The 14,064-nt window shown below is 54.6% G+C and carries 14 protein-coding genes; 1 reads left to right on the top strand and 13 read right to left on the bottom strand.

What is annotated here, in order from left to right:
- Nucleotide 1: 1 nt before the first annotated feature.
- From V7R82_RS02620 to V7R82_RS02610, 3 genes are all read right to left on the bottom strand, one after another.
- A complete protein-coding gene (locus V7R82_RS02620) occupies nt 2-1,741 on the bottom strand; it encodes an ABC transporter ATP-binding protein (protein WP_314237694.1) in 1,740 nt (579 codons plus the stop codon).
- Nucleotides 1,734-3,485, bottom strand: coding sequence for an ABC transporter ATP-binding protein (locus V7R82_RS02615; RefSeq protein ID WP_338543229.1), 1,752 nt, complete (start codon nt 3,483-3,485; stop codon nt 1,734-1,736). The genes V7R82_RS02620 and V7R82_RS02615 overlap by 8 nt, the downstream gene beginning before the upstream one ends.
- A 114-nt stretch (nt 3,486-3,599) precedes the next feature.
- Complete coding sequence (locus V7R82_RS02610) at nt 3,600-4,091, bottom strand: N-acetyltransferase (RefSeq protein WP_338543228.1); 492 nt, start codon at nt 4,089-4,091, stop codon at nt 3,600-3,602.
- Between the two features lie 140 nt (nt 4,092-4,231).
- Here V7R82_RS02610 and pepT point away from each other — a divergent pair, with 140 nt between their 5' ends.
- A complete protein-coding gene (pepT, locus tag V7R82_RS02605) occupies nt 4,232-5,467 on the top strand; it encodes a peptidase T (protein WP_338543227.1) in 1,236 nt (411 codons plus the stop codon).
- Between the two features lie 53 nt (nt 5,468-5,520).
- On the opposite strand, the gene V7R82_RS02600 is transcribed toward pepT, so the two are convergent.
- Genes V7R82_RS02600 through V7R82_RS02555 form a run of 10 tightly spaced genes read right to left on the bottom strand, consistent with a single transcriptional unit; the run spans nt 5,521 to nt 14,061 of the window.
- Nucleotides 5,521-6,420, bottom strand: coding sequence for a haloacid dehalogenase-like hydrolase (locus V7R82_RS02600; RefSeq protein WP_338543225.1), 900 nt, complete (start codon nt 6,418-6,420; stop codon nt 5,521-5,523).
- A gap of 1 nt (nt 6,421) precedes the next feature.
- Nucleotides 6,422-7,165, bottom strand: coding sequence for a copper homeostasis protein CutC (locus V7R82_RS02595; RefSeq protein WP_338543223.1), 744 nt, complete (start codon nt 7,163-7,165; stop codon nt 6,422-6,424).
- Entirely contained in the window at nt 7,162-8,337 is a 1,176-nt protein-coding gene (locus V7R82_RS02590) for a M20/M25/M40 family metallo-hydrolase (RefSeq protein WP_338543221.1), read from the bottom strand. The genes V7R82_RS02595 and V7R82_RS02590 overlap by 4 nt, the downstream gene beginning before the upstream one ends.
- Before the next feature lie 2 nt (nt 8,338-8,339).
- Nucleotides 8,340-9,302 carry a N(4)-(beta-N-acetylglucosaminyl)-L-asparaginase gene (locus tag V7R82_RS02585; protein ID WP_338543220.1) on the bottom strand — a complete coding sequence of 321 codons (963 nt, stop codon included), beginning with the start codon at nt 9,300-9,302 and terminating at the stop codon, nt 8,340-8,342.
- Nucleotides 9,303-9,330: 28 nt separating this feature from the next.
- Nucleotides 9,331-10,434 (bottom strand): M42 family peptidase, encoded by a 1,104-nt coding sequence (locus tag V7R82_RS02580; RefSeq protein ID WP_338543218.1) that lies wholly within the window; start codon nt 10,432-10,434, stop codon nt 9,331-9,333.
- Nucleotides 10,424-11,434 carry a hypothetical protein gene (locus V7R82_RS02575; RefSeq protein WP_338543217.1) on the bottom strand — a complete coding sequence of 337 codons (1,011 nt, stop codon included), beginning with the start codon at nt 11,432-11,434 and terminating at the stop codon, nt 10,424-10,426. Before V7R82_RS02575 ends, V7R82_RS02580 begins: the two co-directional genes overlap by 11 nt.
- 10 nt (nt 11,435-11,444) lie before the next feature.
- Nucleotides 11,445-11,951, bottom strand: coding sequence for a GrdB-related putative oxidoreductase (locus tag V7R82_RS02570; protein ID WP_311466740.1), 507 nt, complete (start codon nt 11,949-11,951; stop codon nt 11,445-11,447).
- 58 nt (nt 11,952-12,009) lie between these two features.
- Nucleotides 12,010-13,362, bottom strand: a complete 1,353-nt coding sequence (locus V7R82_RS02565) for a PTS sugar transporter subunit IIC (RefSeq protein WP_338543216.1) — start codon at nt 13,360-13,362, stop codon at nt 12,010-12,012.
- 35 nt (nt 13,363-13,397) lie between these two features.
- Entirely contained in the window at nt 13,398-13,724 is a 327-nt protein-coding gene (locus tag V7R82_RS02560; RefSeq protein ID WP_023391654.1) for a PTS sugar transporter subunit IIB, read from the bottom strand.
- 16 nt (nt 13,725-13,740) lie between these two features.
- Nucleotides 13,741-14,061, bottom strand: a complete 321-nt coding sequence (locus V7R82_RS02555; RefSeq protein WP_023391653.1) for a PTS lactose/cellobiose transporter subunit IIA — start codon at nt 14,059-14,061, stop codon at nt 13,741-13,743.
- Nucleotides 14,062-14,064: the final 3 nt, after the last annotated feature.

The following is a 14,064-nucleotide window of genomic DNA, read 5'->3' as shown; positions in this document are numbered from 1 at the left end:
TTTAGTTCATCATGCCCGCTTGGAGCTGATACATGCGGTAGTAGAGCCCACCTTGAGCCAGTAGCTCCTGGTGGTTGCCCGACTCGACAATCTGCCCTTGGTCCAGGACATAGATGCAGTCCGCATCTTGAATAGTCGACAGACGATGGGCGATGGCCAAGGTTGTCCGCCCCTTTCGCATCTTAGCCAGCGAAGCTTGAATGACTTCCTCGGTCTCCGAATCAATATTGGCCGTGGCCTCATCCAGAATCAAAATCTTAGGCTGGGTGGCCATGGTCCGGGCAAAGGCTAGCAACTGGCGCTGACCACTTGAGAAAGTAGCCCCCCGCTCCGTCACCGGACTGTCATAGCCGGCTGGCAGACTCTCAATAAAATCAGCCGCATCGACAAAGCGCGCCGCCTCGCGCATGGCTTCATCCGTCAAACCCTCTTGATACATGCGAATATTGGAGGCAATGGTCCCATGGAAGAGGAAAGGATCCTGCAGAACCAAGCCCACCGCCGACCGCAAGGCATCAGCTGAATAAGACTTAATATCCTGACCATCAATCAAAATCTGGCCGCGATCAAATTCATAGAAGCGCAAGAAGAGGTTCATAATAGACGATTTACCAGACCCGGTCGCCCCCACAAAGGCCACCGTCTGGCCGGCTTCCACCTTGAAACTAATATGCTTGAGGACATCCCGCTTACCGTCATAGGAGAAGCTGACATCCTTGAACTCAATACTGCCCGCCCCAATTTCTGTCAGCTGACCGCTTTGGGCCGGTTCATAGTCCTCCTGGTCAATCAAGGCAAAGACCCGGTCTGCCGCAATCATGGAAGTTTGCAGAATGGAAAAGTTCTGGGTGACTTCAATCAGCGGGTTGAAGAGCTGGTTGGAGTATTGAATGAAGGCATACATAAGACCCGCGGTCACACCAGCCACCTGCCAGGTGACCCCAAAATAGGCCAGGATAACAGCATAGGCCAAGAGCTTAAGCAAGGACATGGCCGGCCGCAGGAAGAGGCTGTTGACATTGAGGGATTTATTGGAATAGGTCACGTGGTCTGCATTAATGGCCTCAAACTCCGCCAAAAGACGGCCTTCCTGGCCAAAGGCTTGGACAATCCGCATGCCCTCAATGCTTTCCGACAGCTTAACGTTTAGGTCGCTCAGCTTAGCCCGGGTCATGGCAATCAAATCGCGAGACTTACTGTTATAGAGGGCAATAGAGCCAAACATAATGGGAATAAAGACCAGCATGAGCAGGGTCAGGGGCACATTGAGACTAAGCATGGTCCCAATAGTCACCGCCACAATGACCAAGGAACTGAGGAAACTAGAGAAGATGGCGCTGAACATATCGGCCACTGCCTGAGTATCATTGGTCAGGCGGGACACGATGGCCCCGGCCGGCGTCTGGTCGAAGTAACGCATGGACAGGCTTTGCAGCTTGTCGAAGGACTCTTGGCGCAAGTCGCGGACCACGCTTTGGGCCACGCGGGCGAAGGTGTAGTTACCTAAGAAGGTAAAGGCCACCCGCACCAGGAAGAGGCTGTAGTAGGCCAGGAGGATTAAGCCTCCTTGGGCCACCAAGCCACCCCCAATAAAGTGGTCGATATAATACCGGGCCAGGAGTGGAATGGCAGTCGTCACGGCCGATGTCAGGAAGATGAAGACCAGAGCCATCAGGGCAGTCCCCTTGTAACGCCACATATAGGCCATGAGGCGGCCAAAAGTTTTAGCACGATTAGGCATCTAAGTCCCCTCCTTCCAAACTCTGAGCCAGTTGCTGACTACGGTAGGTGGTCGCATACCAGCCATTTTGCGCCAGCAATTCTTGGTGATTGCCCCGCTCCTTAATGCGGCCCTCTTCCATCACCAGAATCAGGTCGGCATGGACGACGGCTGACAGACGGTGGGCCGTAATAATGGTGGTCTTGCCCTGACGTTCCGACTTAAGATTTTCCAAAATCAAATGCTCAGTCTTGGCATCCACGGCTGATAGCGAATCGTCCAGAATCAGAATGTCTGGATCCAAAATCAGGGCCCGGCTCATGGCCAGACGTTGCTTCTGACCACCAGATAGGGACACGCCCCGCTCCCCGATTAGCGTATCCAGCCCTTCAGGCATGGCCTGGATATCCTGGTAGACACCACAGAGCTGGGTGGCTCTGATAACGGCCGCATCATCCAAGTCAGCTTGACCGAAGCGGACGTTGTCTCGAATGCTCATGGCGAAGAGCAGCTGGTCTTGTGGCACATAGCCCATCAAGCTCCGCAAGTCGCTGAGGCGGTAGTCGCGGATGTCGTGGCCATCTAACTGAATGCTACCCACATTGACATCCTGCTCCCGCAAGAGTAGGCGCAAGAGACTGGTCTTACCGGACCCCGTGGTCCCGACAATGCCCAGGGTTTGGCCGGCTTCCAAGCTAAAGTGGACATCCTCTAAGGTGGTCAAATCTTGATAGGCGAAGGACTCAATGTCATAGTCCAAGCGACCATTTTGAATACTAGGCAGAGGATGTTCTGTCTCACGGACTGGGCTTTCCTCATGCAGCAATTTGTCAATCCGATCCAGGGAGACCGAGCCCCTTTGCATAATGTTGAAGAGCCAGCCGATGGCTTGCAGGGGCCAGACTAGCATGTCCAGATAGGTCATGAAGGTGACCATTTCCCCGACAGTGAACTGGCCCTGACTAATCAGATAGCCCCCGTAGAGCAGGCTAATCAGATAGGAGGCCCCCACGAAAACCAAGACCATGGGTTGGAAGAGCTCATTGTACTTGGCAGCCCGCAGGTTCTTGGCCCAGACCATCTGGTTGGTGGCCTGGAATTTAGCCGTTTCCTGGGCTCCATAGCCAAAGGACTTGGTCACCTTAATGCCAGAGACCGATTCCTGAACCGAGTTGTTAAGCTCGGAGAAGGCCTCCTGGGCTTGCTTAAAGCCTTCATGGTTGATGCGTCCCAGGCGACTAGTCCCCCAGGCCAGAACTGGCAGAGGCAAAATGGCCACCAGGGTCAGGCGCCAATCCAGAATCCAGAACATGGTAGCCAGGGTAACCAGGGCGGTAATCGAGGCATCCACGGCCGACATGACCCCGCCCCCTGCCGTCATGACCAGGGTTTGGACGTCGTTGGTGGCATGGGCCATCAGGTCCCCGGTCCGATAACGGGTATAGAAGGACGGCGCCATGCGGGTAAAGTGTTCAAATAAGCGAGTCCGCAGAATCCGGCCCAGACTATTGGCGGTCCCTAGAATAAAGAGTCGCCAAACATAGCGGAGGGCATACATAATAAGGGAGGCTCCCACTAGCCAGGTCAGATTGATAGCCAGCTCGCTAGGGGTCAGATTGCCGCCTGCAATGGCATCAATGACTTGCCCGATAATGCGCGGCGGAATCAAGTTGAAGACGCTGACCAAGGATAAGGCCAGAATCCCAATCATATAGCGGCGGGCTTCCAGCTTGAAGAACCAGCCTAATTTGCGAATGAGTGACATGACACATTCTCCTTTCGTAACCTTGCTATTATACAACAAAAAAGAAGCCGGGACCAATGAACTGTCCCGAGCCATCAGAAAAGAGCCGGCACCCCAGTGCCAGCCCTCACACATTTATACACTTAGATAGTCATAGGCCTGCCGGGGCGAGCCGTCTTGGAGATAGATAGTGCCTCGCTCCTGGAAACCGTAGGCCAGGATGGCCTGCTGCATGGGTAGGTTTTGGGCGTGGGTGTCAATCCGGATGTGGGGGCAGACGGACTTAGCGAAGTCGAAAGCTGCCCGCGCCACGCCCCGGGCCTTGCCATTGGCTGCCAGGCGGTGAAGGGTCACATAGGGACTAGTACTGCGCCAACCTAGGCCGTCAATCTGGCCATAGGTCGGATCCTCTCCAGCTATCAGGGCGAAGGTGCCCACTAGCTGGCCAGTTTCGTCCTCTAGGACATAGGAATGGCCTTGCGCTATATCGGCTTCTAGAAGGCTTTGAGGCGGATAGCCGTCTGGCCACTGATTGGGATTACCCTGGGCCCGCATAAAGGCCCGGGCTTGTTCGTATAAAGTCATCAAAGCCGGCAAATCCCCATTTTCTGTCTGTCTAATCCGCATAGGGCTTCCTCCTCTGTACCAGGCCTTACTGCCCCCCAGTCTATCACAAATCCCCATCCTTGCCAACAAGGTCTAACTTGGGTCTGGCCCGTCATAGTGCTATACTAGACTTAACTGATTAAGAGAAAGAAGGCTCCGCCATGGAATCCATGCTCCAACGCTTTATCCGCTATGCTAAAATCAACACCCGGTCCGACCTGCACTCGGAGGCCGTGCCGACCACACCCGGTCAACTGGACTTCCTCCGCATGTTGGAGGGCGAACTCAAGGACCTGGGTCTCAGCCAAGTGCGCTTCAATCCAGTGGACGCCTTTGTCACGGCCCTATTGCCAAGCAACCTACCAGCCCATCAGAAGGCGCCATCCATTGGCTTTATCGCCCATGTGGATACGGCCGACTTCAATGCTGAAAATATCCAGCCCCAGGTCCATGCAGACTATGACGGCCAGGATATTGTCTTGAACCCTGACTTGGACATTGTCATGCGGGTATCCGAATTTCCTAACTTGACGCATTATGTAGGCCAGACCCTGATTACTACGGATGGTACCACCCTGCTGGGGGCCGACGACAAGGCAGGTCTGGTCAGCATCCTAGAGGCAGTCATCCACCTGCTAACCCATCCTGACCTGCCTCACGGCGATATTTGGCTAGCCTTCGGACCTGACGAAGAAATCGGCAAGGGCGCCCACCGCTTCCAAGCCCAAGACTTCCCGGCAGACTTTGCCTATACGCTGGATAGCGGCCAAGTGGGCAAGTTGGAATACGAGACCTTCAATGCCGCCCGGGTCATGCTGACCATCGACGGGACCAGCGTTCATCCTGGGACCGCCAAGGGCCTCATGGTCAATGCCCTGGCCGAAGCCGCCAAGCTCTTCGCCCGCCTGCCCCAAGACCAGGTGCCAGAATTGACCGAGGGACACGAGGGCTACTATATGCTGTCCAGTCAAAGCGGCGATATTGGCCAAGTTCAGGCCACCTACATTATTCGTGACCATGACAAGGAGCGTTTCCAAGCCCGTAAGGACTTCTTCCGTCAGATTGTGGCCCAACAGAATGCAGGCTACGACCGGCCCCGCATCCAATGCCAAATTTATGACGAATACTACAATATGTACGATATCCTCAAGCAAGACATGAGGCCGGTTGAGGTAGCCATTGCTGCCTACAAGGCCTGTGGCATTGAGCCTCTTATCGAGCCTTTCCGGGGTGGGACAGACGGTTGCATCATCACCTATAAGGGCATCCCGACGCCCAACCTCTTCACGGGCGCTGAAAACCTTCATGGCCAGTATGAATTTGTCAGCTTGGAAAGCATGGAAAAGGCCAGCCAAGTGGTCCTTACCATTATCCAATCAGTGGTCAGCCCAGACTAAAACAAGCCAGGTAGCTAAAAACTACCTGGCTTTCTTTGTCTACTTTTGTTTTCTTAACGAATGGCGGAGCCGGCCACACGGCTCACCGTATGCCGCATGCCCCGTATGGCCACTGATAAGGCGAAGATATTTTCCACATTGGCCAGGCCGCCAAAGCCTGCGTCCCCAATATGTTGAATATCCACGCCAGCCACCTTATTGCGAATGGCAATGTCTTCCACCACCCGCGGGCTGCTAGATTCCTGACTGGTCCCAATAGCGGATAGGACTAGGACATCGTGAGCGTGGGCGTACTTGACGATGGCCACTAGCTCATCATCGGTGAAGCCCGGCACCGTCCCCACGGCCGGCACCAGCAGAATGTCGGTCCCGGCCTCGATGAAGTCCTTAGCCGTTTCAATGCTGGCCACTGGCTCCTTGGACCCAGCCCCATGCATTTTACCGGCAATGACCAGACCTGAGAAATGTTGCTTGGCCACCTTGACATAGTGGGCAATCTCCTTATTAGTTACCCCCGTTCCAGGGTTACCCGTCAGGCAAATGAAGTCTAAGCCTAGGCGGTCGGCCGCTTCTAGGGTCTCAACCGAGCAGGTCCGGCCTTTAGGCAGAACATTTCGCGCCTCCACCATAATGGCATCAGCATCGACAGGCTCTAGGTTGGCCCCAATCGGACGCCCTGATAGGGCTTTGAGGCGGCGAATGGGATCCTCTGCCCCCTGATCCAAGCCACAAACGACAGGATTAAGGACATCTAGCCCATTCAAGAGCATGAGGTCTGCCCCGAAGGCCTTAGCGATTTCCGCATTGGTCAAGTTGCTGATATAGGCAGGCACTGGCGCCACCATTTCACAACAAACGGTCCGGCCTTCAGCGGCCCAGATGGCTTGCTTGAGTTCTTCTGCACTGTAGCCAGCATAGTCGCTGGGCAGGCATTCTAATACACGTCTTACCATATTACTCCTTCTTTCCTAGTGCTTGGCCTAGCGCGCGGGCTAGGTCCGGGTCTGCCCCTTCATAGGCTCCACGAGGATCGTAAGCAAATGAAACGGAGCCTTGCTGGGTTGTAGGGTCTTGGTACCAGGTCTTGAAGCTACCGTGGACTTGTTGAATGCCCGTATAGGCCACCAAGTCCGCCGCATTAGCCAAATTCAGACCGGCCCCCATGACAAATTCAATGTCTGCCCCATATTGGGCTTGATAATGAGCCAGTCGTTCTCGCCCTTCCTCAATACTCTTGGCTCCCCCACTGGTCAAAATCCGCCGGCAGCCTAGCTTAATCAAGCCTTCAATGGCTTGGTCAGGCTGGGCCACCACATCAATGGCCCGGTGGAAGACCGATTGGGCGCCATAGGTCTGACAGAGCTCAATCAGGGCCTGGTTGGCATCCCAATTAAGCTGACCCGTCTCAGTCAGACAGCCAAAGGCTAGGCCACGGGCACCTGCTCTTAACAAGGCTTGGCCTTCTGCCAACATTTGCCTGATTTCCAGCTTATCATAGGCGAAACCACCGCCACGTGGGCGGACCATGCAGATGATTGGCAGAGTCACGCCATTAGCTTTGGCTAATTCCAGACAGGCCACCGTTGGCGTCAGTCCCCCCAGGGCCAGGGCGCTGTTGAGCTCAATCCGGTCCAGGCCAGCTTCTTGGGCAATCAGACAATCTCTGACACTGCCGGCACACAACTCGATTAGGGTCATAGACTTGCCTCCTCCACTTCTTGTTCTAGCTGCCACAAGGCCAGTAAGGCCTGGCTATAAATTTTTAGATCAGTCTCTAAATCCTCAATGCCTAGCCACTCATGTGGCAAATGGGCAATATCCCGTTGGCCCGGGAAGGAAGGCCCGTAGGCCACGATATTAGGCACAAACTTAGCATAGGTGCCCCCTGTGGTTGTGACGGGCTCAAGGGCTTGGCCGGTCACCTGGTTGTAGACCTGCTGCAAAGCTTCAATATAAGGCGACTGCTTGTCCTTGAGGACAGGCGCCCAATGGCTGAGGACCTCTATTTGGCCTGTCTCCGGCAGGCGCGACTTAATTTGGCCCAGAATCTCTTCCTGACTGCAGGCTCCTGGATAGGCCATGGACCAGGCCACCCAAGGGCGTCCTTGCGTCAGGCCCAGCTGGTAGCCCCTTAACATCATGCGGCCAAAGTCCCGGTCCTCATAAGCAATGCCCAATTCCCGACCATCGTTGGTGCCGGTCAGCAGATAGGCATTAACAAAGTCAAAGAGGCTGGCCACTTGATCTGCGTCCACACTGACGGCTACCCGCAAACGCCCCCGCTCGCCATAGACGACCGGCCATTTGCAATCGGGTGTCCAACCGAAGAGGGGCGCAGTTTCCTGGGCAAGATAATGCTGGATACAGCCAAAGCCTGTCTCCTCATTGGTCCCAAAGACCACCCGAATGGGATGGCGGAAATGATAGCCTAGGCATTTGAGGGCATAGACGGCATAGAGATTAGCCAGAATGGGCCCCTTATTGTCTAGGACGCCGCGACCTTCGTAGCGGGCTTGTTCTTGATTCTTTCTTAGGGTCCAGGGATCCTGCCGCCAACCTTGGCCGGCCGGCACCACATCCACATGCCCGAAAATGCCATAATAGCCAGCGCCTGGGGTCGCCTGGTTAGGGTCAGGCGACCACTGAGCGTAGCCAACCTTATGGTCTAAATTGACCGTCTCAAAGCCCATGGCTTTGGCCCGGTCTAGCACCCAGTCCAGGGCAGCCTTAGGTCCAGGCCCATAGGGAGCGTCTGGCTCCGCCGGTCCCTGCACACTGGGAATGGCTACCAGTTGGGCTAGGTCCTGCCAGTATTGGGGCAGCAAGTCTTCCAACAAGTCATTAAGTGCTTGGATTTGCTTGAGGGTCATGCCTACTTCACCTCCAGGGGCCGCATGCGTTGACGCACATAGTCATCTAGCCATTCCTGACTCGCCCGCTCCAATTCCATCTGGCCAGAAGCCAGGGGATGCAGGCGGTAGACGGTCAAAGGCGTGGTCTTGCTGGCCACCACGAAGGAGAAGTTATCAATATTAGTCGCAGCCCCCCACTGGCCCTTGGCATTCATGGCCACCACCGACAAATCGCCGGCCTGGCCGCGTTGGGCTTTGAGACGTCTGTCTAAGTCATAAACGGCCTTTTCGCAGGCCTCTTGGGGATGGTAGCCCGCAGCCATCAGCTGAACGATGGCGTAGGATAGGACCCCTTTCATCAAATCTTCCCCTAGGCCAGTAGCGGTGGCGCCCCCAATCTGGGAGTCCACATAGAGACCCGAGCCAATCATAGGCGAGTCGCCTACCCGGCCGGGATGCTTCATGAAGAGGCCACTGGTCGAAGTCCCAGCCACCATGTGATCATGGCCATCCAGGGCCACCATGCCCACCGTGTCATGGCCGTCATAGGCCGCCAGGCCTTGTGCTTGAGCCAGCTCGACCTGGCGATTATGGTAGTGGATTTGAGCCCGGTCTGTCAGCATTTCTTTGGCTTTAAAGCCATGGTCTAGGGCATATTGGCGGGCACCTTGGGCGACTAGGATATTATTGACCGGCTCCTGGCTGAGGCGGCGCGCCACCCCAATAGGGTTGGCAATATCCTGAATCCCGCAAACGGCCCCAAAGTCCAGGCGACTGCCGTCCATATAGGCAGCATCCAATTCTACCTGACCTTGGCGGTTAGGCAGACCGCCATAACCAACGGATTTATAATAAGGAAAGTCTTCGACGGCCTTGATGGCTTGCTCAATGGCGTCACCCGCAGAGCCCCCACCTGCCAAGCTAGGCAGGGTGGCCTGGACTCCTTCTAGGGCCATCCGCCAGGTCGCAATGATTCCCCACATGGCTGTCACCTTCTTTCTGTCATTGATTCTATACTTGATAATGATAATTTTGGTCCAGCAGCTGCTGGTAGATAGCAGGCGTCAAGTCCCGCGCCACTGCCACCATAAGACGGTAGGCCGCTAGGACATCGGCCCGATGCAAGATACCCCGGTGGGTATGCATATAGCGCATGGGAAGGGACAAGGTCGTCGCCAGAATCCCAGTCTGGGACTTATGGATATTGCCCGCGTCCGTCCCCCCGTCTAGGAAGCAACCTAGTTGGTAAGGAATAGACTCCCGCTGGCAGATGCCTTCCAAGTAACGCAAGAGGCCCCGGTGGGTCACGGTCATATTATCGGCCACCGTCAGGGAGACGCCTTTGCCTAGCTTAATAGGATTGTGGTCAGCTGGCGTATCGCCTGCTAGGCAGGTATCCACGGCTAGGGCAATGTGCGGCTTGACGGCTTGGGCCACGGTCCGCGCCCCCCGCAAGCCCACTTCTTCTTGAACGGTCGCTCCCAGGGTCACCTTGTTGGGACAAGGCCCCTGGGCCAGGGCCTGCATGGTCCAGACGCCCAGGGCTACACTGACCCGATTGTCGAAGGCCTTGGCGGCCAGATAGTCAGGATTGGCCAAGGCCTGGAAAGTGGTCACCGGGCAAACCCAGTCCCCCACTTCAATACCTAGAGCTCGAACCTGGTCGCGGTTGTCCACCCCCAGATCCAGATAGACCCGGTCCATGGGCACCACTTGCTGGCGCTGCTCAGGGCTAAGACTATGAACCTGCGGTCCAGCCAGAATCCCCGTGTAGACCCGGCCGTCCTGGGTGAAGACCTGGGCCTCTTGTTGCAAGAGGGTATGGGACCATGAGCGCCCCACTTCCTGAATGAAGACATAGCCGGCCTCATCAATGGCCCGCACCACCCATCCGATTTCATCCATGTGGGTGGAAAAGAGCAAAGACAAGGGTGACTGGGACTGACCTGCTAGGCTGTAGAGGCCAGACCCCAAGGGGTCGGTGCCTTGCTGGCACATGGTCAGCTGCCGGTCCAAGTAGGCCCGAATGCCGGCCTCATGGCCCGACACTCCGGGTAAGCAGCATAAATCTGACAGGACTTGCCAGTCTACCTTGACTTGAGCCTCAGTGGTCATAAGGGCCACCTCCCCGACTGCCAAAGCCAAAGTCTCGGACTTGGGCTGGGGTCAGTTGGCTCAAGAAGGCCACCAGGGTGTCTCGCACGGGCTCGAAACTAGCTGGATCTAGACACTGATAAAGGCCTGGCGACTGGAGGAGTGGCAGGGCAATAACCAAGGTCGGTGCCCCCACCCCTGTCTTATGGATAAAGGCCCCATCGGTCCCGGCCTCTTGAACCTGGCCCTTGACTTGGTAACCCAGACCCTGGGCCACTTGGCGGATAGCTTCCAACAAGGCCGTGTTAGGTAAGAGGGTCTTATCAAAATAACGCAAATAGAGACACTTAGGGTCATAGTCAGAAGCAGGAACCGGACTAGCATCTAGCACCAGGGCCAAGTCTGGTTGAATAAGATTGGTGGCGGTAATGGCCCCCCGAGTCCCCACTAGGGACTGGCTAATGCCACCCACAGCCAACTCATAGGCAATCTTGTCTTGAAGTTGGCGACTCATATCCAGTATCAGCTCTAGGCTGGCCCGATTGGCCAAGTTACGACCTAGCCAGGCGCCCCCACCTATTTGCCGGCGGGAAAAGTCTAAGACAAAGCTGTCCCCTACCTGGATGCCCAAGTCAGCCACTTGCTGGGCTGAGGCCGCACCTAGCGCTAGATAGGGCTGGCCCTCTACCAGGACCCCATAGCCCAGATGAGGCACATGGTCCCGGGTTAAGAGGCGGACCACTTGGTTGACATAGTCGGTCTTCTGATAGCGGCCTAGGGCCACAAAGTCCAAGAGGCCATCCGGACGAATGGCTTGAATCAGACCGCCATTTTCATCCAGGTTAGTGGTCAGCATGGCCCGAAAGGGCGCCTGCTCCCTTGGCTTGAGGCCCAAGACAGAGCCCAGTTGATCCCGATAGAGACTGAGCCCTTGGTCGGTCAGGGCTTGGGCCAGGGCTTGATGCAGGTCGAATTCATCCCCCGACAAGGCGGGTAAATCATAGAAGGCTGTCCAATCCATAAGGCACCTCCTAGTGGAAGAAGTGAGGCCAATCGGCCTCTGCTGGGCCACTGAGAATTTCAGCAATATGGTGCAGGGCATCCGTCAGCCCTACCCCGCCCTTCTTAGGCATCTGAATTATTTTAACCTGGTCCTTGTAGTGGTCGACCACGGCCTCGTTTTCGGCGGAGCAGGCCACATAAGTACGGACCGGCGTCTGGTCTTGAATATAGGCCGCGACTTCGGCCGCCATTTGGGCGTAGGTGTCGTAGTTGAAGCAAGGGCCACACAAGAGGACATCAGGTTGTGCCTTCTTCATGAGATTGGCAATCTTGTGTAAGACTTCTTCCTTATTAGCCTGAAAATAATCAGGCCCGCAGTAGACGGTCGCCAGGACCTTGAGGTCGTGAGCCGCGAAGACGTCCTTAAACATGAGATAAGAGCCAATCCCGCCCTTTTCCAATCCCAGTGGTGTGTTGGGGCGTTCCTTGCCCCCATAACCGGCCTGAATTTGGTCGAATAATAGGATTACTTTCATCCTTATTCCCTCCTCAGCAAAAAGAGTTCAGCAGGATAGGGCTGAACTCTTCAGTTGTCTATAAATCATCGAAGGACAAGTCGTCCAAGGAAATATCATCTAAATCATCTTTAAGGTCTTGAACTGGTTTCTCTTCTTCAGCCAAGAATTGACGGTCCATTACCTTGAAGAATGGATAGTAGATCAAGCAGTCGATGGCAATTAAGATGATTTGCCAGAAGGCGGCAATCAGGTGCCCAGTAGCCAACCAACCAGAGAAGAAGAATGGCGTTGTCCATGGGATGCTGACCCCGGTAGTTCGTGGCAGAATACCGATGACTGTTGCGATAATGGATAAAATGGTGTTAACCAAAGGTGTCGCAATAAATGGCACCAACATAATTGGGTTGAGTACGACTGGCAGCCCGAAGATAATCATTTCGTTAATTCCAAAAATCCCAGGTACAATAGCCAAACGCCCCAAGGTCTTCATACGTTTGGACTTAGCAATCCCCACCATGAGGAAGACCAAAGCCAAGGTAGAACCCCCACCCCCGAAGTTGGTGAAGAAGTTACTGAAACCATTGGTGAAGATGTTAGGCAATGGCAAGCCGTTCTTGAAGGCTTCCAAGTTTTCAGTCGTCAAGGCCAGACCAATTGGCCCGAAGACGGTATTGGTAACAGACGGCCCATTAATCCCGAAGAACCAGAAGAAGGTGGACAGGAACTGGGTCAGGGGTTCTAGGAAGACGCTGCGTCCAATCCCTAAGAGTGGTGCTTGTAAGTTGGTATAGATAAAGGTATGAGCATAGTGATAATCGGTGAGTGAGAAGCCAAGGTAAACCAAGAAGAAGGTTAACATGGCAAAGAGCGAAGGAATCAAAGCTGCGAAGGATTGAGAAACTGCTGGTGGCACCCCGTCAGGCATCTTGATGACCCAACCCTTACGTTCAATGGCCACGAAGATGCGGACCGAGACAATGGCCGTAATCATAGCTACGAACATGCCGGCGGACCCCATATTAGTGTTAGCCAAGCCATTGAAGACCTTGCCGGCTTCGTTAGTGAAGGCAGGATGGGATTTAGGTGTCAGAATCAAGAAGCAGACAACGGAAATGGCTGCCCCTGCAATAGGGTCAGATTCCAGCTGACGGGCATAGGCATAACCAATCCCGATAGCCCCTAAGAGGGCGATGACACTAAAGGTGGAATCAATCACGGCGTCCATGTGGTTTTCCCAGCCTTGGCCGAAGAATTGAGCCATAAAGTCGGTATAACCTTCAATTGGGAAGTTACCGGCCAAAATGAAGAAGGAAGCGACAATAATGAGTGGCGTGGTCACCAAGAAACCATCACGAATGGCAATTAATACCTTATTATTGCTGAGTTTCTCGGCTGTCCCGCCCATAACTTTTTCAAGATTTGCAAACATGTGACTTACCTCTTTTCTTATAATGAGATCTGTACTTAGCCTTGCTTGTTTTGCTTGAGTAATTGAATGGCGCGCTTGAGAATGCGTTCGCCATTGACGTTACCATAATCGTCTAGGTTCATAACTTCAACGGGAATGCCTTGGGGCTCGTATTTGTCCCGGGTGGCATTGAATTTGTATTTGACTTGAGGCCCTAACAAGATGACATCTGGATGATACTGTTCCACGATGATATCTAGCTTAGAATCTGAGAAGGCCTTGACTTCAATGGGCAGGTTGTGGTCGTCCGCCACGGCCTGCATACGGCTGGCAACCAGGCTGGTCGACATGCCGGCACTACAGAATAAATAGACACGTTTCATGGTATTTCCTCCTAATCTAGGTGGTGAGCTGGTCCAAACGTTGATAGAGGGCCAGAACTTCTTCGGCTGTCACCTTAAGCAGTTCAGCACTCATGAGTTGATCTTCGGCATGAACTAACAAGAGCGAGAAAGGTGGATGGTCCCCTGCCGCATCCGCCTGCAAGAGGTCGAAATGCTGATCATGACCGGCAATCCGTTGGCTCTCCCCTTGTTCAATGGCCGCCTGGGCTTGGGCGAAGTCGCCTGTCCGGGCTAGCGCCATGGCTTCCATGAAGGAAGATCGGGCGGATCCCAAGGAAGAAATCATCTTGAAGAATACCAACTCTAAGTCATCCATACC

Source organism: Abiotrophia defectiva ATCC 49176 (genome assembly GCF_037041345.1).
Lineage (GTDB): Bacteria > Bacillota > Bacilli > Lactobacillales > Aerococcaceae > Abiotrophia.
This window is presented reverse-complemented; position numbering and strand designations above follow the sequence as displayed.